Origin of the sequence: Pectinatus brassicae (assembly GCF_014201835.1) — a bacterium.
Classification (GTDB): domain Bacteria; phylum Bacillota; class Negativicutes; order Selenomonadales; family Selenomonadaceae; genus Pectinatus; species Pectinatus brassicae.
Window position 1 is genome coordinate 13990 of sequence record NZ_JACHFH010000029.1, and the last position, 24322, is coordinate 38311.

Sequence of the window (24322 nt, forward strand, 5' to 3'; positions counted from 1 at the left end):
ATTATAAAGAATATATAATTTCGTTTAATCGTTAATACGACGAATATTTGCGCCTAAAGAACATAATTTATTAACAAGATTATCATAGCCGCGATCAATATGATGAATATACCCTATTTGGGTTTCGCCGTCAGCAACAAGTCCAGCTAGAACCATAGCAGCACCGGCACGTAAATCAGTAGCTTTGACTTGGCAGCCTAATAATTTGGAAGGGCCTTCAACTACAGAAGTGCGGCCTTCGATTTTTATATTGGCGCCCATACGTTTTAATTCATCAACATGCATAAATCTGTTTTCAAATACAGTTTCAGTAACCATGCCGGCACCTTCAGATACGGTGAGCATAGCCATGAACTGAGCCTGCATATCAGTAGGGAACCCTGGATAAGGCATCGTTTTTATATCAACAGCCTTAAGAGATTTATCATTTTTAACGCGAATGCCTTTAACATCTTCAATTATTTCAGCGCCAGCCTCAGTTAGTTTGGCAATGACTGGTTTTAAATGTTCGCTGATAGCATTTTCTATGTAGATATCGCCATGGGTCATAGCGGCAGCAACCATATATGTGCCGGCTTCAATGCGGTCAGGAATAATTGTGTAATTGCAACCGGTAAGTTTTTTTACGCCTTCGATTTTAATTACATTAGTACCAGCACCACGGATGTTGGCTCCCATCATATTTAAAAAGTTAGCTAAATCTATTATTTCTGGTTCTTGAGCAGGATTTTCCAAGATGGTTTTACCTTCAGCCATACAGGCGGCCATCATGATGTTTTCGGTAGCGCCGACACTAGGAAAATCAAGATAAATTTTAGCGCCTTTTAATTTATCAGGAACAGTAGCGTTGATAAAGCCATGTCCAATTTCAATCTGGGCACCGAGAGCCTCAAAGCCCTTTAAGTGTAAATCTATAGGGCGGGTACCAATAGCACAGCCACCAGGCAAAGAGATTTTAGAATGCCCGCAGCGTGAAAGGAGCGGCCCCATGATTAAAAATGAAGCGCGCATTTTGCGTATTAATTCATAAGGTGCATCACATGATGTGATGGTGGAGCTGTCAGCAGTAAAAATATGCTTTTCTTTATCAAAAGAAACTTTTACGCCGAGTTTTGTTAGAACCTCAGAGATAGTTTCTACATCATCTAAACATGGTACTTCTTCTAAAACGCAAGGAATATCTTGTCCTAAAAGTGTAGCGGCAATTATAGGTAAAACAGCGTTTTTGGCACCACTTATTTTGACGCGTCCGTGTAGGCGTGCGCCACCATTTATAACTAACTTTTCCAATTTTTATCCCCCGAAAAATGCTTATATCTTATACAGTTTACCATTTAAAAATATATCTGGCAAGATTTATATTAAGGAAGGAAAGTAATATAAAATATAGATATAATTAATTTTTAAAATAGCAGTTAAAATCAATATATTTGGCAGAGACGTCAAACTAACGAAGAAAATAAGAAAAAATATTGAATAGTCATAAAAATTATTGCAAAATGTCTTGCGTGAATGTATAATTTTTTATTGGATATATTATTTATAGGAAGGTTGGGTTAAATGTTAAAAAAAAGCAGCATTATTGACAACTTAGGCAAGTATATTTTTGTAGCAATGATTCTTGGTATAATTGCCGGGCTTACCATGGGGAAGCATGCAGAAATATTCTCACCAGTAGGTGACTTATTCATGCAGCTGATTAAGATGGTTATAATGCCGATGATTCTTTTTTCACTTATTGGTGGTGCAGCATCTTTAGGCGCATCAAGTTCTGCTGGGAAAATCGGTGTTACTACATTTGTTTATTATGGAGTAACTACGGTAATAGCAGTAATTATCGGTCTTATATTCGGTGAAGTATTTAAGCCGGGTGTGGGCATTGATTTATCAGCATTAGGCAGTGTGGCTGATGCAGCAAAATATGCTGATAAAGGGGCTTTGCCTGGTTTTTGGGATACTATTATTGGTTTTGTGCCGGCTAATCCATTTGAGGCTCTTGTCAGTGGCAATGTTTTGCAAATTATAGTATTTTCTTTATTTTTAGGTTTTGCTATTTCAGCGATGAAGCCTGAAAAACGTGATTATCTATTGAAATTATTTAATAATCTTACTGAAGCTACTATTGAAATAATGACAATTATTATGTGCTTTGCACCAATTGGTGTATTTGGCCTTATGGCTGGGTCTGTCGGTAAATTTGGTGCAGACGTGTTAGTTAAGATATTATATCTGCTGGGATTATACATAGCAGTATTATTGATTCATAATTTCGTTGTCCTTGGTGGCAGTGTAGCAATGTTTTCTAAATGTACATCCTATAAAGAGTTTTTCAAGCATATTTATAAGGTACAATTATTTGCATTTTCTACGGCAAGCTCTATGGCAACTTTGCCGCTTAATCTGCGCACTACTACTGATGAACTGCATGTTTCCAAGGAAACGGCAGCTTTTGCATTACCGCTGGGGGCGACCATTAATATGAATGGTAATGCTGCCTATTATGCTATGGCAGCCTGCTTCTTTGCCCAGATGTTTGGCATTCATCTTAGTGTCACTCAATATATAGCAATTATTTTTACATCTACTATCGGTGCCGTTGGTCAGGCAGGTGTTCCTGGGCCTACATTGCTTGTTGTAGCTGTATTAATGGCGGCTAATATACCAATTGATGCATTGCCTATTTTATTTGGTGTTGACCGTATATTTGACATGCTGCGTACCGCAGTTAATGTTACTGGGGATTCGGCCTGTGCAACTATTGTGGATAGATTGAGAAAAGAATAGTAATAAATATATTAAGCTGTTATGGGAATTATTTCCTGTAACAGTTTTTTTAGTTGGTAATGATAAAGTTGAAAAATATTTAATAATAGCATAAACTCTTACATAAGATATAAAATAATTATTTATAATATGGAGGTCTAATAATGGACAGCAGAATAGAAAAATTAGCCTATAATCTTATCAATTATTCAACACATATTGAAAAAGGTGAAAAAATTCTTATAGAAGTATTTGATACAGGAGTGGAACTAGCTCAGGCACTTGTAAAGGAAACCTATAAAGTTGGTGGTATTCCATTTTTATCAGTGAAGAACCAGATATTACAGCGTGAAATGGTCATGGGTGCGACAAAAGAACAGATGCAGCTTATGGCTAAATGTGAATCAATGCTTATGAGTGAAATGGATGCGTATATTGGTTTACGTGGCAGTGAAAATGTCAGTGAACTCAGTGATGTGCCGGCAGAAAAGATGAAAATGTATCAGCAGGACTGGATGAAACCAGTACATGGAGATATTCGCGTGCCATATACAAAATGGGTTGTGCTTAGATATCCTAATGGTGCTATGGCACAGCTTGCCAATATGAGTACCGAAAAATTTACTAACTATTATTTCGATGTCTGCAATCTTGATTATAAAAAAATGAATGAAGCAATGACACCACTAAAAAAACGCATGGAAAGCGCTGATAAAGTTCAAATAAAAGGACCGGGAACAGATATTTCATTTTCCATAAAAAATATGCCAGCAGTAAAATGTTCGGGTGAATGTAATATCCCTGATGGAGAAATATATACAGCACCAATAAAAGAAACAGTAAATGGCACAATAACCTACAATACACCGGCAGTTTATCAGGGGGTTACTTTTGAAAATATTTCCCTGACCTTTAAAGATGGCAAGATTATAGAGGCTACTGCCAATAATACTGAGGCATTAAATAAGATTCTTGATACTGATGAAGGTGCGCGCTATGTTGGAGAATTCTCTTTTGGCGTTAATCCTTATATAACAGTACCAATGAAAGATACTTTATTTGATGAAAAAATCAGTGGCAGTATTCATTTTACACCGGGATGTGCCTATGATGATGCCGATAACAGTAATCGTTCCTCGGTGCATTGGGATCTTGTTTTGGTTCAGACTGAGGCTTATGGTGGCGGAGAAATATATATCGATGGTGAACTTATCCGCAAAAATGGCATCTTTATCCCAGCAGATCTACATTGCCTTAACCCGGAAAACTTAAAATAATAAATATTAGTTTTGTGCAAGTTAATAAATAGTGTAGCCTTAAAGCCGTCCCTTCAGGGAAGGTGGCTTGACGAAGTCGAGTCGGAAGGGTTATAATTCCTCCGGCAGTTAAAATAATAACTAGTATAAAGCTGTATATTGATAAAAAAAAAGCTATCGTCAACTTATTATATTTATAAGTTGACGATAGCTTTTTTTTATGTTTTAATAATAAAGGAGTAATCTGTTAATTTTGTTAATAAGGAAAGACGGGTGACAATGTTGTCGACGAAAGAAAAAATATCGCCGCGCAATCTAGTATTATGTGGCTTGTTTACAGCACTTATTGCGATAGGGGCATTTATCAGGATTCCCGTGCCCGTTGTGCCGTTTACTTTGCAATTTTTGTTTACGATGCTGGCAGGAATTTTACTGGGGGGGCGCTACGGTGCTATAAGTGTGGCTATATATGTATCATTAGGCTTGATGGGATTGCCGGTATTTACTGAAGGCGGCGGCCCCGGTTATATTTTTCAGCCGACATTTGGTTATCTTATCGGTTTTATCATTGCCAGCGGTGTAACAGGCAGTATTATAAATAAAACTACTATTCCATCTTATAAAAGATTGCTAAGTGCGAATTTTATCGGACTTATTATCGTATATGCTTTTGGGCTTATTTACTGCTACCTTATCAGTAATTTTTACTTAGGCAAGGCAGTTAGTGCATGGGTAGTATTTTTATATGGTTTTATATTGGCAGTTCCTGGTGATATCGTGCTATGTATAATCGCCGCAGTTATTGGCAAAAAAATACTTCCGATTATAAATAGCAATAAATAAAATTTATTAAATTTTTTAATATTAGGAGAGCGAATAAAGATGCAGGAACAGCAACAGTACATAGAAAAATTGAAAAATAAAGTATTAAATAAGCAGCAGATTGATAAGGATGAAGCGCTTGAACTGGTAAATATGCCATTGGCTGAACTGTGCCAGGCTGGTAATGAGATTCGCCAGCATTTTTGCGGTAATGTTTTTGATATCTGTACAATAATAAACGGCAAAAGCGGCAAATGCTCGGAAGACTGTAAATACTGTGCGCAGTCAGCTTACTATAAAACTAAGGTAGAAACATATAATTTACTTGATAGAAAAGAAATTGTCGATGGCGCCCGATATAATGAAAATAAAGGGGTTTTGCGGTATTCAATAGTGACTGCTGGCAAGAGCCTTAATGATGCTGAGATTGATGAAATGTGCAAGACTGCGCAGGCAATTGAGGACAATGGAAAAATTAAGGTGTGTGTGTCTTTTGGCCTTTTAAATGAAAGCCAGTATAAAAAACTCAATGATGCCGGAATAAAGCGAGTACATAATAATTTGGAAGCATCAAAAAATTATTTTTCGAATGTCTGCACCACACATAGTTTTGACGACAAAGTAAAAGCTATAAAAGCTGCCCAGAAAGCAGGTATGACTGTTTGCAGCGGCGGTATCATGGGCTTGGGCGAATCCATGGAAGATAGAATTGATATGGCATTGTCGCTGCGGGAGTTAAATGTAAAATCAGTGCCGATAAATATGCTCAATCCAATTCCGCATACACCATTTGCGGATAATAAGGTGCTTACTAATGATGAAATGTGTCGTATTGTGGCTATTTATCGTTTTGTTTTGCCGGATGTTTCAATAAGATTAGCAGGCGGTAGAGGATTACTGCCTGATAAAGGAGAAGGCTGCTTCAAATCAGGTGCTAATGCGGCAATATCAGGTGATATGCTTACAACCTCCGGGATAACGATTGATACCGATATGGCAATGATTAAAAAATTAGGATTTGAAGTGGGGCTTTGGAATGAATAAGACAAAAGGTCTTTTTATTACGGCAACAGGAACGGATGTGGGCAAAACCTATGTTACCGGCTTGATTGTAAAGAAAATGCGTGATGCTGGGTTTAACTGCGGCTATTATAAAGGTGCTATAAGTGGCGCTGACAGCGTAGCCCAAAGTGATGCCGGTTATGTCAATAAATTTGCCGGTATTGGGCAAAGTGAAGACAGTCTTGTCCCTTATTTATATAAAGAGGCAGTGTCACCGCATTTGGCAGCTAAAATAGAAAATAAGCCTATTGAAATGGCGGTAGTTAAGGCAGGATATGCTAAAAATGCTGCTAGTTTTAATTATTTGACGATGGAAGGTAGTGGCGGCATAGTCTGTCCGATTCGTCATGATGATAAAGAAAAGATTCAGCTGGAAGATTTTATTAAGGAACTGTCCCTGCCATCTCTTATTGTGGCAGATGCCGGCCTTGGAACAATAAATTATGTAGTGCTTACAGTAGAGTATATGAAAGCACGTAATTTACCAATAAAAGCCATTATTTTAAATAATTACAGCGGTGGTATTATGCAGGAAGATAATATCAAGATGATTGAAGAAATGACTAATATAAAAGTAGCCGCTTTAGTAAAAAAAGGCGATACAGAACTCGATATAGCAGCTGAGGCTTTGGCTGCATTTTATGAATAAATTAAGTGAAGAGGCGTTAGTACATTGAATAAACTTATTGAGGAAGATTTAAAATATATCTGGCATCCCTGCTCGCAGATGAAGGACTATGAAACGCTTAAACCAATTGTTATCGACCATGGCAAAGGCTCATATCTTTATGATGTTGACGGCAATGAATATATTGATATTATAAGCTCATGGTGGTGCAATTTGTTGGGGCACTGTAATCCTAAGATTAATGCTGCTATGAAAAAACAACTCGATACTTTAGAACATGTAATTTTTGCTAATTTATCACATGAGCCGGCCATAAAGCTCTGTCAGGAATTAATAAAAGTAATACCTAAGGGATTAGTTAAATTTAATTTCAGTGATAATGGTTCAGCTTCAGTGGAATGTGCCCTTAAAATGGCGTTTCAATACCATGCCCAGACGGGACAATCTAAACGTACACGTTTTATGTGTTTGTCAGAAGGTTATCATGGTGAAACTGTCGGGGCACTATCGGTAGGCAGTATGGATTTATATGCCAAAATTTATAAACCGATGCTGATGGAAACAATTCATATCGAGGCACCGGACTGTTATCGTTGTCCTTATGGCAAAGCACGTGATAACTGCCAGTGTGAATGTTTTGTCAATGCTGAAAAAGAGTTTGAGCGTTACGGTGCGGAAACTGCAGCACTAATAGTTGAACCATTATTGCAGGGCAGTGCCGGCATGCGTATTTATCCGGCACGTTATTTGAAAAAATTGCGGGAACTGTGTGATAAGACCGGAGTATTATTGATAGTAGATGAAATTGCCACAGGATTTGGCCGTACGGGCAAAATGTTTGCTTGTGACCATGCCGGAATTTCACCGGATATTATGTGTATATCCAAGGGCCTTACGGGCGGCTATATGCCAATGGCAATGACAATTACTACGCAAAAGATATATGATGCTTTTTATGATGATTATGGCAAAGGTCGTGCTTTTATGCATAGTCATACCTATAGCGGTAATCCATTAGGCTGCAGTGCGGCATTAGCTGTGCAGCAGATAATGCGCGAAGAGCATATTTTAGAAAATGCCGCCGAGACAGGAAAATATTTAACGGCTAAATTGCAGGAAAAACTGGCAGATCATAAAAATGTTGGTGAAATACGCTCGTTGGGATTAATAAATGCTATCGAGCTGGTAAAAGATAAAGATACGAAACAGCCATTTGATGCTAAATTGCGTACGGGTTATCAGATATATAAGAAGGCCTTGCAAAAAGGATTGTTACTACGCCCATTAGGTGATGTATTGTATTTTAATCCAGCACTTAATATTGATAAAGAAACTATCGATAAAGCGATAGATAGATGTATAGGATCTATGGATGAAATATTAAAATAGCATATATAAAAACAGATTGCCGCAGTATATATTACTGCGGCAATCTGTTTTTACATTATTGATAGTTGTGAATTTAAAACATCGGTGATAAACATGTGTCCGGGAGCATGCGTTATCATGAGTGGTGGCTTAGTAGTCATGGCGATTGACTGCGGGGTTACGCCGCAGGCCCAAAAGACAGGGACTTCGCCATCACGTATTACGGAGGCATCACCAAAATCAGGCTTATTGATATCTTTAATGCCAATGGCTTCAGGGTCACCAATATGGATAGGTGCACCATGAACATAAGGCATGCGGGTTGTTATCTGCACAGCGCGGATAGCATCAGCCGGTTTCATCGGGCGCATGGATACAACCATTGGGCCATGGAAAACACCGGCGGGAACACAATCGATATTGGTTTTGTACATAGGGACATTATGATTATCGGTGATATGGCGCAGTTCAAGTCCGGCATCGAGCATCGGGCTTTCAAAAGAGAAGCTGCAGCCAAGTAGAAATGCCACTAAATCATTCTGCCAGTATTTTTCAATATCGGTTACTTCATCGGTCATTTCGCCATGACGATAAATACGATATTTAGGAATATCATAACGTAAGTCAGCATCAGGGGCGGTAAGATGAGGAATAGGACTGCCGGCATCAGTGACATCAAGAATCGGGCAAGGTTTTTTATTGCGCTGGCAGAACAAGAGAAAATCAAAGGCCAGATCTTTAGGTAAAATAGCCATATTAGCCTGGGCATAGCCATTGCACATGCCGCTGGTCTGGGCAATAAGTTTATTTTCCCGTATTAATTTACGAACAGCATCAGGCGAAGCATTAGCATAATCCATTTTTTTTCTCCTCTTTATATAGTTATTTATTTCGTATTGTGCTAGTTAGATTTTAGAAGAGTGAAAGGCTCCTCTGTAGGCTATAATTCTTTGCGCTTTAGCGCTTAGAAATGTAGTACACATTGTGTGCGGAGTTGGCAGCAAAGCTGACTGAGGTATTAACCCTTCCGACTTGACTTCGTCAAGCCACCTTCCCTAAAGGGACGGCTTTAAAGACCACACTAGTTTATTAACTAGCAAACATGAATCTATTTATTTTCTATAAGTTGGGCTAATACCTCATCTAAATGGTCTTCAAGGTAATTGGTATCAATTTTGCCAGCCCGAAAAGTTTCATTTAATAATAATCTTTTATGCATATCGATAGTAGTTTTTACACCGGTTATCTTAAAATTATTTAAAGCATGCAGCATTTTATCAATTGCTTCAGCACGAGTTGGTGCCCAAACGATAACTTTGGCAATCATGGAATCATAAAATGGTGTAATTACATTTTGGCTGTACATGGCACTGTCGATGCGAATACCTTTGCCGACCGGCGGATAGAAGGCATCAATTGTACCGGGGCAGGGCATGAAATTATTGTAGGGGTCTTCGGCATTTATGCGGCATTCTACAGCCCAGCCATTAATATGGATTTCATCTTGTGTCCAAGGCAGTACCTTACCAGCGGCTACGAGCAGCTGAGCTTTTATCAAATCAGTGCCGGTAACCATTTCGGTAACAGGATGTTCAACCTGGATACGGGTATTCATTTCCATAAAATAGAAATTATTTTTTTCATCAACAATAAATTCTACAGTACCAGCACCGCTGTAAGCAACGGCTTTGGCCGCGGCAACAGCAGCCTGCCCCATTTGTTCGCGCAAACTGGCATTCATTATCGGTGAAGGCGATTCTTCGAGTAGTTTTTGATGACGACGCTGTACCGAGCAGTCACGTTCACCCAGATAAACAACATTGCCATAGTTATCAGCCATTATCTGTATCTCTACATGGCGGGACTTGGTAAGATATTTTTCCAAATATACACCGGCATTGCCAAAGGAACGTTCAGCTTCTTGGGCGGCTTGGTGCAGGGCTTTTTCCAGCTGGGAAACATTATCAACGACACGCATACCTTTGCCGCCACCACCGGCAGTAGCTTTGATTAAAACGGGATAACCAATTTTTTCGGCAATTGCCGTTGCTTCACCTACATCGTGGATAAGCCCCTTGGTTCCGGGAACGATAGGGATTTTAGCATTTTCCATAGTATCACGGGCAATGGCTTTGTCGCCCATTTTTATTATGGCATTGCTTGATGGTCCGATAAATATCATACCAGCATTAGTGCAGGCCTGGGCAAAAGCCGCATTTTCCGCTAAAAAGCCATAGCCGGGATGGATGGCGTCGGCTTTGGCATGCTGGGCAACTGTCAGTATACGGCTGATATCAAGATAGCTCTTTTTGGCCTGAGCACTGCCAATACAGTATTTTTCATCGGCTAGTTTTACATGCAGGGAATTTTTATCAGCCTCTGAGTAAATGGCAATAGATAAGATGCCCATTTCTCGGCAGGCTTTGATTATTCTGACAGCAATTTCACCACGATTAGCAATAAGAACTTTTCTAAACATAATATCACTGCCTTCAATAAGTTTTTATTTTAAACAACGGCTGACCATATTCAATGAAATCGCCATCTTTTACAAGAACTTCCACGATTTCGCCTTCTTTTTCGGCTTCAATTTCAGAAAACAACTTCATTGATTCTAAGATACAAATAATGGTGTTGGGATGAACTTTACTACCAACTTCCACAAATGATGCTGTATCTGGCTCAGCGGAGCTGTAAAAAGTACCAACCATCGGGGAGCATATTTCGTCAACATTATCATTGCTATTAGCAGCAGGACTGACATTTTGAGCGGCAGGGATAGTTGATGCTTTCTCGGTTGCGGCTGGTGTCGCAGTAACTGTGGCAGAATCTTTTTCCAGCAGTAGTTCGCTGTTATCATTAAGTTTTAAATGTAATTTATTCAGATGGGAATTTTCCAAGGTATAAATAAGGTCTTTGATTTCGTCTATATTAAACAAGGTAAAACCTCCTGTCAGTTTTTAAGTTTTGCCATTATGGCAATTTTTATGTTTTCCATATGCTTTTCCATGTCGATAAAGCTTTGCTCAGCTTCTTCGTGACTTACTAATTTAAAGTGGATGGGATCATTAGGCTTGAGCTGCGCGATGCGGGCAGCGTCAACGGTAATAGTTTGGGCAATTATTGGATAACCAGCTACTGATTGATGGTCAGCCATTAAAATAATTGGCATACCTTGCGGCGGTACCTGAATCGTTCCTAAATTAATTGCCTCAGAAATTATTTCCAAAGGTTTTTCGGCTTTTAAAACTTCACCCTGCAAGCGATAGCCCATACGGTCAGCATCTTTACTTATGCGGTATTGGGAAGAAAAAAAGTTGTATTTAGCAGATTCACTGAAATATTTATAATGCAGACCGGCGGTTACACGAATTGGCTTAAGCAGTTTTTCTTTGGAAAATTGCGCTTTGCCGATAAACCAGCGAGCCTGGGCAAAAGACTGGGCACCGCGGGATAATAGCGAGGCCAGTATATGTTGGCTGAAAGCTGTAGGTGTGCCAGTGTTTAATAAATCGTTTTTTTGCAGGGCACGCCCCTGAAAACCACCAATGCCGGCACGCAGATAAGTGCTTTTGCTGCCCATTACTTTATCGATATCAAAACCGCCAGCAACCGCCAGATAAGCGCGACAGCCTAATTGACAATTGGAAAATTTCATAATTGCACCGGCTTTTACGGCAACAGGCCGCATATATGGAACCGGCATACCGTCAATAATCGGCTTGAAATCACCGCCTGTAACGGCAATTAAAGTATCGGCAGTAAATTCGATAGTAGGACCAAGCAAAGTTATTTCTAATGCCGCTTCATTTTCATCATTGCCAACCAGCATATTAGCCAGACGCAGCGAATATGTATCCATGGCACCGGATACTAATACGCCTATTTTTTGATAGCCATAACGTCCACAGTCTTGAATAGTAGTTAATAAACCGGGACGAATAATTTTTAAACTCATAATTTATCGTCCTCCATTTTCTTGTATTCTTGTGGTGAGATAGGAATAAATTTTACGATATCGCCAGCATGTAAGAGGCTGGGATCATCAGCATTAGGTAGAAATAAGTCAACAGGGGTACGGCCAATAAGCTGCCAGCCGCCCGGAGTACTTATCGGATAGCCGCCAGTTTGTTTACCAGCAATACCGATGCTGCCAGCCGGGATGCTAAGACGCGGTTCACTGCGCCGTGGTGTAGCAATGCGCTCGTCCATACCACCCATATAAGGGAATCCGGGACAAAAGCCAATCATATAGACAAGATAATCGGGCTGGGTATGGATGTTTATTACCTCATCGGTGCTAAGATTATGATATTTGGCTACATATTCGATATCAGGCCCACATTCGCCACCATAACAGACCGGTATCTCAATTGTTTTAGGCATAGCGGCAGGCAGCTTGGCAGCCTTTTCAATGTATTCATCAATAATATTGGAAATAATAGCAAAGACGGTTTTGTTTTTGTTGTTGGTGTAGCTTTTTTTAGCAATAAAGGGATTATAGTAAACAGCTACACTGGTATAAGATATAACATATTCTAGAAAACCGGGAAAGGGATGCTTATCTATATACATAGCAAGATTTTGGCTTTTTTTATGTATCTGCGGATTGATTTCATTGCCAAAAGTTACAAGCAGTGCTGTTTCGCCCAAGGGCTTTATTGTATAAGAATTTTTATCCAAGATTAACCTCCTAGTGCTAATTAATAATTAGTGCAGAAATTTTATTATGGTTACTATACTCATATAGGCAGTCATTATAACGACCAAGCCACCGAATGCAGTCATCCAGACAGGATGTTTATAATCACCAATAATTTTTTTATTGTGTGCAGCGACAAGTATGACGCCGAGAGTTATTGGAAGAATAAGACCATTTAGTGTTCCGACTAAAACGAGGATAGTAACAGGTTTGCCGACAATAGCAAAAACGAGAGTGGAAAAGATAATAAAAGCGATAACCAGCCAGCGGTAATTGTCATCAAGTTTTTTGCTGTAAGTTCTGATAAAGGAAACAGAAGTATAAGCGGCACCGATAACGGAAGAAATTGCCGCAGCCCACATTACTAAGCCAAATACTTTATAGCCGGCAACACCAATAGCTAAATTAAAAACTGAAGCTGGCGGATTGGCTTTATCAAGCGTAAAACCGGCAGTAAGGACACCCAATGTAGCTAAAAACAAGAAAACGCGCATGATGCCAGTGACACATACACCGGTAACCGAGCTACGGGTTATCTGCCCTACGGCTTTTTTACCTACGATACCAGCATCAATTAAGCGATGTCCACCGGCAAATGTAATATAGCCGCCGACTGTACCGCCGACAAGGGTAATAATAGATATGATATCAATGTGGTCAGGCATAAAAGTTTTGGTGATGGCTTCACCAACCGGCGGTGAAGATGAAATAGCCACATATAATGTCAGCAAAATCATGATAAAACCGGCTATCTGGGTAAACCTGTCCATTACTTTACCGGCTTCTTTTACCAGAAATATTGAAATGGCGATGATGCCGCTGATTATGGCGCCTACAGCAGGACTGACACCGAACAGGACGTTAAAGCCAAGACCGGCACCAGCAATATTGCCAATATTAAAAGCCAGTCCGCCGAGGATTATCAGCAGTGAAACAAAATAGCCAAGACCAGGAAAAACCATATTAGCGATGTCCTGCCCGCGCTTGCCAGATACACCGATAATGCGCCAGATATTTAACTGGGTACCGATATCAAGAATAATTGATAATAAGATTACAAAGCCAAAACTGGCCATTAAAGTTTGAGTAAATACGGTAGTTTGAGTAAGAAAACCAGGACCGATAGAAGAGGTGGCCATTAAAAAGGCAGCGCCCATTAAAACGCTTAAAGTACTTTCTTTTTTTGCTTTCATATAAGATCTCCTTGTGGATAAAAGTTAGAGGATATTACTTAATAAATAGATATTATTAATCAGCCATAAATGATTTTATGGCAACGTTTTCTGCCTGCAAAGCTGCGGTTATTTTCTCGGCAAAATTAAGTGCTTTATCATTATCACCGTGGATGCACATGGTGTCGGCAAGAACTTGTATTTCTTTGCCATCAGCGGCAGTAACTGTACCTGTTTTTATCATTTGCAATACCTGCTTTATAGCTATCGCATCATCGGTTAGAACGGCTCCAGGCATACTGCGCGGCATCAGTGAACCGTCAGCCATATAAGCCCTGTCGGCAAATACTTCACTGGCAGTGCGCAGGCCAATTGCATCACCGGCTTTAACTAGTTCACTGCCAGCCAGACCAAAGAGTATTAGGCTGTTATCAACCGCAAAGATGGCTTTGGCAATGGCTTCAGCTAGTGTTTTATCCTTGGCAGCCATATTGTATAATGCACCATGCGGCTTTACATGCTGCATTTTTCCGCCCAAGGCTTTAACAAAACCGGCTAGAGCACCTATCTGATAAACGGTAATGTCATATGCTTCAATTGGTGATATTTTTATATTGCGTCTGCCGAAACCATTTAAATCCATAAGACCGGGATGTGCACCAATGGCAACATTGTTTTCAAGGGCGGTCTGCACTGTTTTATGCATTACATAGGGGTCACCGGCATGAAAACCACAGGCAATATTGGCTGAAGAAACATATTTTAAGACTGCTTTGTCATTGCCTATTGTATAAGCACCAAAACTTTCTCCTAAATCGCTGTTCAAATCTACTTTTAACATATAAAAACTCCTTTATCAAATATACAAAAAGGCGCTAATAAATAGATTAGTTGAGATTAACTAATTTATTTATTAGCGCCTTTGCTAAATGTTATTTACAATATTACATGCTGATTTTAGCATAAAAAAATATAATAATCAATATATAGCAGCAGACAAACTTAATAAAAACATATAAAGTAAAATATATTATTATAAAATTTAAATTAATTAAGAAAAATACAGAATAATTAAATTAAATAAAGCGGTATTATATAGAATTTATTAGTATTGTAAATATATACAATAACGGTATAATAAAAAGTACATATATGTAAAGGGAGATGTGTTGATGCAGGGAAAAACTATTCAGGAGATACAAATCGGTGATTTTGCCGAGCATACAAAAACTATTGCTGAAAGTGATGTCTATTTATTTGCCGGAATTACTGGTGATATGAATCCAGCGCATACAAATGCGGTAGAAGCAGCAAAGGGAATGTTTAAAGAACGGATTGCCCATGGTATGCTTAGTGCTGGTCTTGTTTCAGCTGTCTTAGGGATGTATCTGCCGGGACCAGGGACGATATATATGTCACAGACATTGAAATTTACAGCACCGGTAAAGTTTGGTGATACAATTACGGCTAAAGCCGAAGTTCTTACACGTGACGAAAGAAGAAACCGCATAACACTAAGAACCACTTGTACTAACCAGGACGGGAAAATAGTTTTGGATGGAGAGGCTTTAGTGATGCCACCCAAGAAAAAATAATTAATAAATGAGTACCTGTTGGTTAATGTATACATAATTACTGGCAGGTATTTTTTTGTGCCTATTTACAAAACAAAACATAATTAATATAGTAATAATGTGTACAAATGATATGTTTGTGAAAATATAAACATATATCTATTTTTTATAATAACTTTTATTTTACATAATCATAGAGTATACTTAATTGTAATGGTTATTATTATACAACGGTAAAGGCAGGATGATTTTATGATTGAAGACAGCAGTAAGTTTGAGTTAACAGAAGAACTTAAAGCTAGTATTGATAAGATATTAGTAGAGCATTATCATGATTTTACCCAGATTGTCGGCATCCTTTTAGATGTACAAAGTAAGATTGAGCAGCATTATATTCCCAAGATTGTTGCCTGTTATGTGGCAGAAAAACTGCCGGTTAAGTTATCAGTTATATATGATTGCATGACATTTTATGATGCCTTAAGTGATAAACCGCGTGGGCGTTATCCAATCGAAATTTGTGACAGTATTGCCTGTAAGGTTAATAATAATGAATTTTTGTTAAAAACATTAAAAGAGCTTTTAGGTATAGATTTTGGTACGGTTACATATGATGGTCGTTTTACAATAGAAAAAGTATCATGCTTTGGAGCCTGTGATCGAGCACCGGCAGTAAAGATAAACGGCATAGTTTATGGACCGCTGAAAACAAAAGCACAAATGCGGGGATTATTAGAGCAGTTTGTATAAATAATGGGGTGATTAAATGAAAGAAATTAATTACATAACAGAAAATTTTGGCAAATATGACGTATTTTCAATAGACTCTTATATGGATATTGGTGGATTTGCATCATTGAAAAAGGTAATTGCAATGGATACAGAAGATATTGCGACATTGCTGACTACTGCGAAAATAAAGGGTCGTGGTGGTGCTGAATACCCGATGGGGAGAAAATGGAGTCAGGCTCATGCGGTGGATAGACCGCATCACTGTGTTGTCTGCAATGCTGATGAAGGTGAAACCTGTACATTTAAGGACAGGGAACTTATAAAAAATGATCCATTTAACTTAATTGAAGCAATTATTATTGCCGGCTGGGCGGTTAACGCTGAAGACGGTTATATTTATATGCGGGCAGAATATGGAAGTCTGCGTCCGCGCTTATTAAATGCCATCAAGCAGGCTGAAGAACGAGGCTTTTTAGGCGAGAATATTTTAAACAGCGGCTGGAATTACAAAATTCATTTATATAGTGGTGCCGGCGCGTATGTATGCGGTGAAGGTACAGCCCTTATCCGTTCCATTGAAGGGAAAGCCGGGCGTCCACGGATGAAACCACCATTTATGAAACAAAGCGGGTTGTTTTCCCGTCCAACCTGTATTGATAATGTAGAAAGCCTGTCAATAGTACCGCATTTATTACGTGATGCCAAGCCTTATATGGAAATGGGACAGGGGGATTCTATCGGCAGTAAAATGATTAGTGTTGGCGGCAATGTTAATCGTCCCGGCGTATATGAAATGCCTTTTGGCATGACTGTCCGCCAGATAATTTATGATTTAGCTGGTGGTATTCAAGGTGATAGGAACATCCGTCTAATCCAATTTGGCGGTGTTTCTGGTAAAATCTCGGACAGCCGGGTACTTGATGTACCTTATACATATGAAGATTTTGCTAAAAACAATCTTATTATCGGTTCGGGATCAGTATTAGTGATTGATGAACGCACTAGTGTTATTGATTTTCTGCGCTATACACAGGATTTTTTCCTGCATGAAAGCTGTGGTCAGTGTATACCATGCCGTGAAGGGAATCGCCATATAAGAATTTTCTTAGAAAAAATAAAAGATGGAACCTATACCGATGAAGATATAAAAACAATGAAAACCTTTGCTAAAGTAATGCCGATGTCATCTTTATGTGGTTTGGGAGAAACAGCCCAAAATGCCTTGAAATCAGCATTTGAAATTTTCCCGGAAGTTTTTACATCAAATAGGCAAAAAAGTATGGAGGCTGTATACTGATGGCAGAAATGATTAATTTAACAATAAATGATTTACCAGTAACTGTAGAAAAAGGAACTAAAATTTTACAGGCGGCCAAACAGCTTCATATTGATATTCCCCATTTGTGTTATCATCCTGACCAGAGAGTAAAGGCCCGTTGTCGTATTTGTTCAGTTGAAGTAGTAGGCAAAAAACGTTTGTTGGCAGCCTGTGCTACAGAATGCTGGGATGGAATGGAAGTTTATACCGATACGCAGGTGGTAAGAGATACCCAGCGTGGTATTTTGCAGCTGATTATGGCTGATCATGAAGAAAACTGCTTGACCTGCCCGCGTAATGGTAATTGTGTATTACAGGAATTATGCAGCCGTTTTAATATTCGTCGTCCTAATCTTACCCATGTAGGCAAGGCCATACCAATAAAAACAAATAATCCCAGCCTTGTACATGATCCGGAAAAATGTGTTAAATGCGGTCGCTGCATAAGAGTTTGTAAGGATGTGCAGGGAATTGAGGCCTTGGGCTTTGCGGGACGCAGTACTAATCTGAGGGTAACGACACCGTTTAATGATGATTTTACTAATACCGACTGTGTTCTTTGTGGACAATGCACAGTAGTATGTCCGGTAGGGGCATTGGTAGAAAAAGACGATACCGATAAAGTGCTCGATGCTATTTTTGATCCGAAAAAAACAGTAATTGTGCAGACTGCACCGTCAGTACGAGTGGCTTTAGGCGATGCTTTTGGATTGCCGGATGGTGCTGTTGTAACTAAAAAAATGGTATCAGCTTTAAAAATGATTGGGTTCGATAAAATATTTGATACTAATTATGGTGCTGATTTAACAATTGCAGAAGAAGCTACCGAACTAATCGACAGAATAAAAAATAAAAAGACAATGCCAATGACAACATCATGCTGCCCCGGCTGGGTTAATTTTGTTGAAAAACATTATCCAGAAAAAATTGCGCATTTGTCGACGACAAAATCACCAATGTCGATATTTTCCCGTATAGCTAAAACTGATTATGCTAAACAGGAAAATATTGCAGCGGAAAATATATATTCAGTAGCTATTATGCCTTGTATTGCCAAAAAATATGAAGCACAGCGCCCAGAATTAAGTATGGATGGGATACCTGATACCGATGCTGTAATTACGACGCGTGGTCTTATTAAATTGATAAAATATATTGGTATTGATTTTCCTAATCTGCCGGAAAATGAATTTGATAATCCAATGGGAGAATCAACGGGTGCTGGCGCTATTTTTGGGGCTACTGGTGGTGTTATGGAAGCTGCACTGCGTACGGCACATGAATGGCTCACGGGCAAAGAAATGCCAACACTGGAATATACGCCGGTGCGTGGGTTTGAAGGCATAAAAGAAGCCAAGGTAAATCTTGATGGTAATGAATTAAAAATAGCAGTAGTCCATACGTTGAAAAATGCGGCACTTATTATGGATAAACTGCGTGATGGCAATTGTGATTATGATTTTATTGAAGTGATGGCCTGTCCAGGTGGCTGCGTTGGCGGCGGCGGACAGCCGGTTACGACGACATTTGCTGCGACGAAAAAACGAATTGCATCATTATATTCAATTGACAGAAAAAGTAAACTGCGCAAGTCACATGAAAATCCATATTTAAAGAAGCTTTATGCGGAATTTTTGGAAAAACCGGGCAGTGAAAAAGCACATAATTTACTGCATACACATTATGTCGGACGTAAAAAAGAATTTGAGTTTAATAAATAAAAAATCGGAGTTATATTGCTCGTTTTGCAATATAACTCCGATTAGAATAAATAAATGTAACGACTAGAGAAAGAAGACGATTTTTTGTATAATCCTAAATCAGAACATGCTGATGAGTTTATTAATAATGAAGAAATAAATGAAACGCTGGCTTATGCAGAACAAAATAAGCATAATGCGGCATTGATAAAAGATATTTTAGAAAAGGCCCATAAAAATAAAGGTCTGTTACATCGTGAAGCTTCAGTACTTTTAGCTTGTGATATTCCTGAATTAAATGAAGAATTATTTACACTCGCTAAGAAAATAAAACAGGATTTTTATGGTGACCGTATAGTTTTATTTGCACCATTATATCTTTCCAATTATTGTGTAAACGGCTGTGTATATTGTCCGTACCATGCCAAGAATAAACATATTTCCCGCCGTAAACTGACACAGGCTGAAGTAGAAAAAGAAGTAATTGCGTTGCAGGATATGGGACACAAACGTTTGGCGATTGAAGCTGGTGAAGACCCCGTAAATAATCCGATCGAATACATACTCGACTGCATAAAGACAATTTATAATATAAAACATAAAAATGGAGCAATTCGTCGTGTAAATGTAAATATTGCAGCTACTACTATTGAAGAATATAGAATGCTTAAAGAAGCTCAAATCGGGACCTATATTTTGTTTCAAGAAACATACCATAAGGAAAATTATGAACAGCTTCATCCAACCGGGCCAAAACATAATTATGATTATCATACTGAAGCTATGGACAGAGCAATGCTTGGTGGCATTGATGATGTTGGCTGCGGTGTATTATTTGGACTTTCTACATATAAATATGAATTTGCCGGTCTTTTGATGCATGCTGAACATCTTGAAGCGCGTTTTGGGGTTGGTCCGCATACGATAAGTGTGCCGCGTATCAGACGGGCTGAAGATATTGATCCGGAAACATTTGATAATGGTATCTCCGATGAAACTTTTGCCAAAATTGTGGCATGTATACGTGTAGCTGTGCCATATACAGGGATGATTATGTCAACACGGGAAAGTCAAAAATGCCGGGAACGTGTACTGGACTTAGGCATATCCCAGATAAGCGGAGGCTCCAAGACCAGTGTAGGCGGTTATGCCGAAGAAGAAAAAGAAGAAGATAACTCCAAGCAGTTTGATGTAAGTGACAACAGGACACTTGACGAAATTATTGACTGGCTTATGACGATGGATTATGTTCCAAGCTTTTGTACCGCCTGCTATCGTGAAGGTCGTGTTGGCGATAGATTTATGAGTCTGTGTAAAAGCGGTCAGATATCAAATTGCTGTCTGCCTAATGCATTATTGACGCTTAAAGAATATTTATGTGATTACTCATCAGGAGCAACAAAAGGATTAGGCGATAAGGTAATTGCTAAACAGATAGACAATATTAAAAATCCTAAAGTCAAAGAAAAACTGCTGGAAGAATTACAGCAGATAGCAGATGGTGCCCGAGATTTTCGTTTCTAAAATTTATTAGGAGATAAAGCTATGGATTTAAACGCAACACCTTCAGCTAATCGTACCCATATTGCTTTTTTCGGTGTGAGAAATGCTGGGAAATCAAGTGTGATGAATGCCGTTACCGGGCAAAATATTGCGATAGTATCGGACATTAAAGGAACAACGACCGACCCTGTCTACAAAGCGATGGAGATACTGCCATTAGGTCCTGTTACTATTATCGATACACCGGGCATAGATGATGAAGGTACGCTCGGTCAGATGCGTATCGAAAAAACCCGTCAGGTTTTACGCAAAACCGATATTGCTATACTAGTTGTTGATGCACTAAAAGGGATTACTGCTGCTGATGAACAAATGATAGATTTATTTATTAAACAGAAAATCCCTTATATAATAGCTTATAACAAAAGTGATTTAAATAAGGCAATTAATGATATTGATAAAGATCATGGCATACTTATAAGTGCTAAAGATAATAAAGGGATTTTTGAACTAAAGGAAAAGATCGGCCATTTAATAAAAAATGATGATGAAAAATCTTTATTAAAAGATTTTATACAAGCTGGTGATATAGCAGTTTTAGTTATTCCTATCGATAAAGCTGCGCCCAAAGGACGATTGATATTACCGCAGCAACAGGTTATTCGTGAAGTGCTCGATGTAGGGGCAACAGCAATAATTACGCAGGATGATAAGCTGGCTCAGACCATTGAGAACTTGAAGATAAAGCCTAAAGTTGTCATAACTGATAGCCAGGCGTTTGCCAATGTAAAACAACAAACACCGGATGATATTTATCTGACATCATTTTCGATTCTTTTTTCCCGCTATAAGGGTAATTTACTAAGTCAGATGATTGCAGTAAAAACCTTTGATGGCTTGCAAGCCGATGATAAAATATTAATAGCAGAAGGCTGTACGCATCACCGTCAATGTGATGATATTGGTACTGTTAAATTACCGCGCTGGATAGAAAAATATACAGGAATTAAACCGCAATATTGTTTTTCCAGTGGTACACAATTTCCTGATGATTTAAGCTCATATAAAATGATAATCCATTGTGGCGGCTGTATGCTTAATGAAAAAGAAATGCAGTACCGTTTGCATTGCGCGCAGCAGCAAAATGTGCCAATGGCTAATTATGGTACGGCAATTGCCTATATGAATGGTATTTTAAAGCGTTCCGTACAAGTGTTTGCCGATATGGATAAGAAATATGATATCTTATAATGTTTTTAGCTTAAAAATCCCCCGTTCAGCTGAGTGGCTGATGGGGGATTTTTGTTAATGGATGTATATTTATATATGGATATGTTTATGGTGGTGACTGTTTTTTAACAATAAGGCATTGGAAAATATTAAAGCCAGACAGATGGCGCCACTTAGCAGCATGACAACGCCTGACCAGCCACGCCAAATTAAAAAGTCACCGCCCCAGGCACCAATGAAACTGGAACCGGCATAATAAAATAATAGATAAAGAGCAGAAGACTGGGCTTTACCGACTGGACTATACTGCACCACCATGCTGCTGGCAATGGAATGAGTACCGAAAAAGCCAAAGGTAAATAACGCTATGCCTAGTATTTTTAGAGCCAAAGGATTACAAAGACTGATAAGAACACCAGCTAACATACAAATTAATCCTAAATCAAGAATTTTAAATTTGCCATGCAGACTGGCTAATTTACCCATAAAGGTAGAACTGAAGGTACCGACCAAATATATTACAAAGATAAAGCCGACAATGGTCTGGCTTAATGAATAAGGTGGTGCTAGTAGAGGATACTCAACATAATTATATAAGGCGACAAAGCTGCCCATTATCAAAAAACCAATCATATAAATGCAGACTAATTTACCAGTTTTTAAGTTAGCAGTAAAGCGGCTGAGAATATCCTGCGGATTAAACTCACGGGGATAAAAATTTCGTGAAGCAGGCAGATTTTTATAAAACCACAGACTGATAATAAGACTAAGTACTGCCAGTGTTCCAACAGCAAGATGCCAGGATGATAAATCAGTGATAGTACTGATGATTATACGGCCTAAAAGACCGCCAACCGAATTACCGCTGATAAAAATCCCCATGACCAGACTGATGATTTTGGGCTCAAATTCTTCCTGGATATAAGTCATAGCAACAGCCGGATAGCCAGCTAAAAAAACACCTTCTAAAATACGCAGCGGCAAAATAAGATAAAAATTATCAATGCAGGCTATTATAGCAATACATATGGTTGAACCTAGGATCGACACGCTCATTATTGATTTGCGGCCAAAGTGGTCGGATAATGATGGTGTAAGCAGCATGGCAATGGCAAGACTGCCGGTAGCCATGGAAATTGATAGGCTGGCTGTAGATGGAGATATACTGTATTGATGGGAAAATACAGGTATAAGCGGCTGAAAACAATATAGTAAAGCAAACGTAACAAAACTGCCAAAGAATAAAGCAATAATAGTCGGCCAATATTGTTTATCACCTTTTTTTATAAATTGTGGTGACAAATAAGAACAATCCTTTCTTTTACTTCAAATTATCTATATAGTCATTTAAATCCCTGCCATCATCAATGGCGGACATAGTTTTGCTGCTGGAATCATCATTATTTAAATTATATTTTTTAAAAGTGTCTTTATAAAATGAACTCATGTTATGGGCAAAAGCATCTTTATTGTCATCATTATTATCAATAGCATATTTTTCAAATAATGATTTATAAAATGAATTCATATTATGATTATTTGATTCAGTCATTTGATCAACTCCTTGGCATTGATTATAACATTATTGGAAGAATAAGTTAAATAAATATGAGGATAATATAAACTCCCTGGATATAATTGCTAAAATATTATATCCAAGGAGTTTTTTTATAGATTAAATGGTATTTTGCCAGCAGAATAATTTTACAAGGGCGCCGAAGTTATAAAGACTGTTCAGTTCTGTCGATAATATCATTTTGTGTAGCTGTTGACAAGTCATTGAAGAATGCACTATATATAGCCAGCAACTCTTACACTGAACCGCCCACGACTAAAGTGGTGGGATGAATCGCCACGGTTTTAATATTGTAAGTATAATTTTCTCATGCTATAATATTATCAGTCGAAATGATTGGAGCATCTTTATAATGATAGAATTACAGCATAATGCACATTCAGTTTTCTTTATGTATTACCACCTCGTTTTGGTTGTGAAATATCGTCGCAAGGTAATTAATGATGATATTTCTGAGAGACTTAGAGGAATATTTGACTACATTAGTCCAAAATATGGAATTGCCATAGATGAATGGAATCATGATAAAGATCATGTTCATATCATGTTTACAGCACAACCCAAAAGCGAACTTAGTAAATTTATTAATGCTTATAAAAGTGCAAGTAGCAGACTGATAAAAAAAGAATATCCGCAAATTCGTAAAAGCCTTTGGCAGGAACGTTTTTGGAATCAAAGTTTTTGCTTATTAACAACAGGTGGCATCCCTATCGAAGTTATAAAGCAATATATTGAAGAACAAGGTAATAAAAACTAGTAGAAGGTGAGATTATGAACAAGGCATATAAATTTCGTATATACCCTAATACTGAGCAAAGTATTATGATTGCAAAGACTTTCGGTTGTACACGCTTTATTTATAATAGAATGCTTAGTGATAGAATAGAACATTATAAAACAACTAAGCAAAGTCTGA

24 protein-coding genes are annotated in these 24322 nt (G+C 38.4%); 14 read left to right on the plus strand and 10 right to left on the minus strand.

What is annotated here, in order from left to right; genetic code table 11:
* Positions 1-24 precede the first annotated feature (24 nt).
* Positions 25-1290, minus strand: a complete 1266-nt coding sequence (gene murA, locus HNR32_RS10390; protein WP_183862379.1) for a UDP-N-acetylglucosamine 1-carboxyvinyltransferase — start codon at positions 1288-1290, stop codon at positions 25-27.
* A 270-nt stretch (positions 1291-1560) separates the two neighbouring features.
* On the opposite strand from murA, the gene HNR32_RS10395 reads away from it, so the two are divergent.
* The 6 genes from HNR32_RS10395 to bioA all read left to right on the plus strand — a co-directional run bounded on the left by HNR32_RS10395 (position 1561) and on the right by bioA (position 7920).
* Positions 1561-2784, plus strand: coding sequence for a dicarboxylate/amino acid:cation symporter (locus HNR32_RS10395; RefSeq protein ID WP_183862381.1), 1224 nt, complete (start codon positions 1561-1563; stop codon positions 2782-2784).
* 143 nt (positions 2785-2927) lie between these two features.
* Positions 2928-4040: an aminopeptidase gene (locus tag HNR32_RS10400; protein WP_221300607.1), complete on the plus strand. Its 1113-nt coding sequence runs from the start codon at positions 2928-2930 to the stop codon at positions 4038-4040.
* 258 nt (positions 4041-4298) lie between these two features.
* Entirely contained in the window at positions 4299-4862 is a 564-nt protein-coding gene (locus HNR32_RS10405; RefSeq protein ID WP_183862383.1) for a biotin transporter BioY, read from the plus strand.
* A gap of 39 nt (positions 4863-4901) precedes the next feature.
* A complete protein-coding gene (gene bioB / locus HNR32_RS10410; protein WP_183862386.1) occupies positions 4902-5885 on the plus strand; it encodes a biotin synthase BioB in 984 nt (327 codons plus the stop codon).
* Entirely contained in the window at positions 5878-6552 is a 675-nt protein-coding gene (gene bioD / locus HNR32_RS10415) for a dethiobiotin synthase (protein WP_183862388.1), read from the plus strand. The genes bioB and bioD overlap by 8 nt, the downstream gene beginning before the upstream one ends.
* Before the next feature lie 24 nt (positions 6553-6576).
* Complete coding sequence (gene bioA / locus HNR32_RS10420) at positions 6577-7920, plus strand: adenosylmethionine--8-amino-7-oxononanoate transaminase (RefSeq protein ID WP_183862390.1); 1344 nt, start codon at positions 6577-6579, stop codon at positions 7918-7920.
* A gap of 50 nt (positions 7921-7970) precedes the next feature.
* On the opposite strand, the gene HNR32_RS10425 is transcribed toward bioA, so the two are convergent.
* The 7 genes from HNR32_RS10425 to HNR32_RS10455 form a co-directional block, all read right to left on the minus strand.
* On the minus strand, positions 7971-8759 hold the full coding sequence (locus HNR32_RS10425; RefSeq protein WP_183862392.1) for a putative hydro-lyase: 789 nt from the start codon (positions 8757-8759) through the stop codon (positions 7971-7973).
* Between the two features lie 248 nt (positions 8760-9007).
* Positions 9008-10378, minus strand: a complete 1371-nt coding sequence (gene accC, locus HNR32_RS10430) for an acetyl-CoA carboxylase biotin carboxylase subunit (protein ID WP_183862395.1) — start codon at positions 10376-10378, stop codon at positions 9008-9010.
* Between the two features lie 13 nt (positions 10379-10391).
* Complete coding sequence (gene accB / locus HNR32_RS10435; RefSeq protein WP_183862397.1) at positions 10392-10838, minus strand: acetyl-CoA carboxylase biotin carboxyl carrier protein; 447 nt, start codon at positions 10836-10838, stop codon at positions 10392-10394.
* 14 nt (positions 10839-10852) lie between these two features.
* A complete protein-coding gene (locus HNR32_RS10440) occupies positions 10853-11857 on the minus strand; it encodes a 5-oxoprolinase subunit C family protein (RefSeq protein ID WP_183862399.1) in 1005 nt (334 codons plus the stop codon).
* Positions 11854-12582: a 5-oxoprolinase subunit PxpB gene (pxpB, locus tag HNR32_RS10445; RefSeq protein ID WP_221300608.1), complete on the minus strand. Its 729-nt coding sequence runs from the start codon at positions 12580-12582 to the stop codon at positions 11854-11856. Before pxpB ends, HNR32_RS10440 begins: the two co-directional genes overlap by 4 nt.
* A 27-nt stretch (positions 12583-12609) precedes the next feature.
* The gene (locus tag HNR32_RS10450) at positions 12610-13794 is read right to left on the minus strand and encodes an NRAMP family divalent metal transporter (protein ID WP_183862401.1); all 1185 of its coding nucleotides are present in this window, start codon (positions 13792-13794) and stop codon (positions 12610-12612) included.
* Positions 13795-13849: 55 nt separating this feature from the next.
* A complete protein-coding gene (locus tag HNR32_RS10455) occupies positions 13850-14614 on the minus strand; it encodes a LamB/YcsF family protein (RefSeq protein ID WP_183862403.1) in 765 nt (254 codons plus the stop codon).
* A 331-nt stretch (positions 14615-14945) separates the two neighbouring features.
* On the opposite strand from HNR32_RS10455, the gene HNR32_RS10460 reads away from it, so the two are divergent.
* The 6 genes from HNR32_RS10460 (at position 14946) to hydF (ending at position 21851) form a co-directional block, all read left to right on the plus strand.
* On the plus strand, positions 14946-15368 hold the full coding sequence (locus HNR32_RS10460; protein WP_183862405.1) for a MaoC family dehydratase: 423 nt from the start codon (positions 14946-14948) through the stop codon (positions 15366-15368).
* A gap of 231 nt (positions 15369-15599) precedes the next feature.
* Positions 15600-16097 (plus strand): NADH-quinone oxidoreductase subunit NuoE family protein, encoded by a 498-nt coding sequence (locus tag HNR32_RS10465; protein WP_183862407.1) that lies wholly within the window; start codon positions 15600-15602, stop codon positions 16095-16097.
* Positions 16098-16113: 16 nt separating this feature from the next.
* Positions 16114-17376 carry a complex I 51 kDa subunit family protein gene (locus HNR32_RS10470; RefSeq protein ID WP_183862409.1) on the plus strand — a complete coding sequence of 421 codons (1263 nt, stop codon included), beginning with the start codon at positions 16114-16116 and terminating at the stop codon, positions 17374-17376.
* On the plus strand, positions 17376-19118 hold the full coding sequence (locus HNR32_RS10475; RefSeq protein ID WP_183862412.1) for an NADH-dependent [FeFe] hydrogenase, group A6: 1743 nt from the start codon (positions 17376-17378) through the stop codon (positions 19116-19118). The genes HNR32_RS10470 and HNR32_RS10475 overlap by 1 nt, the downstream gene beginning before the upstream one ends.
* A gap of 84 nt (positions 19119-19202) precedes the next feature.
* On the plus strand, positions 19203-20621 hold the full coding sequence (gene hydG, locus HNR32_RS10480) for a [FeFe] hydrogenase H-cluster radical SAM maturase HydG (RefSeq protein ID WP_183862414.1): 1419 nt from the start codon (positions 19203-19205) through the stop codon (positions 20619-20621).
* Between the two features lie 21 nt (positions 20622-20642).
* On the plus strand, positions 20643-21851 hold the full coding sequence (hydF, locus tag HNR32_RS10485) for a [FeFe] hydrogenase H-cluster maturation GTPase HydF (protein WP_183862416.1): 1209 nt from the start codon (positions 20643-20645) through the stop codon (positions 21849-21851).
* A gap of 69 nt (positions 21852-21920) precedes the next feature.
* On the opposite strand, the gene HNR32_RS10490 is transcribed toward hydF, so the two are convergent.
* Positions 21921-23132 carry an MFS transporter gene (locus HNR32_RS10490; RefSeq protein ID WP_183862418.1) on the minus strand — a complete coding sequence of 404 codons (1212 nt, stop codon included), beginning with the start codon at positions 23130-23132 and terminating at the stop codon, positions 21921-21923.
* Positions 23133-23151: 19 nt separating this feature from the next.
* Complete coding sequence (locus tag HNR32_RS10495; RefSeq protein WP_183862420.1) at positions 23152-23382, minus strand: hypothetical protein; 231 nt, start codon at positions 23380-23382, stop codon at positions 23152-23154.
* 379 nt (positions 23383-23761) lie between these two features.
* Here HNR32_RS10495 and tnpA point away from each other — a divergent pair, with 379 nt between their 5' ends.
* Both tnpA and HNR32_RS10505 read left to right on the plus strand, forming a co-directional pair.
* The gene (tnpA, locus tag HNR32_RS10500) at positions 23762-24163 is read left to right on the plus strand and encodes an IS200/IS605 family transposase (protein WP_183862430.1); all 402 of its coding nucleotides are present in this window, start codon (positions 23762-23764) and stop codon (positions 24161-24163) included.
* 14 nt (positions 24164-24177) lie between these two features.
* On the plus strand, positions 24178-24322 hold a 145-nt coding region (locus tag HNR32_RS10505; protein ID WP_183862422.1), incomplete at its 3' end, for a helix-turn-helix domain-containing protein.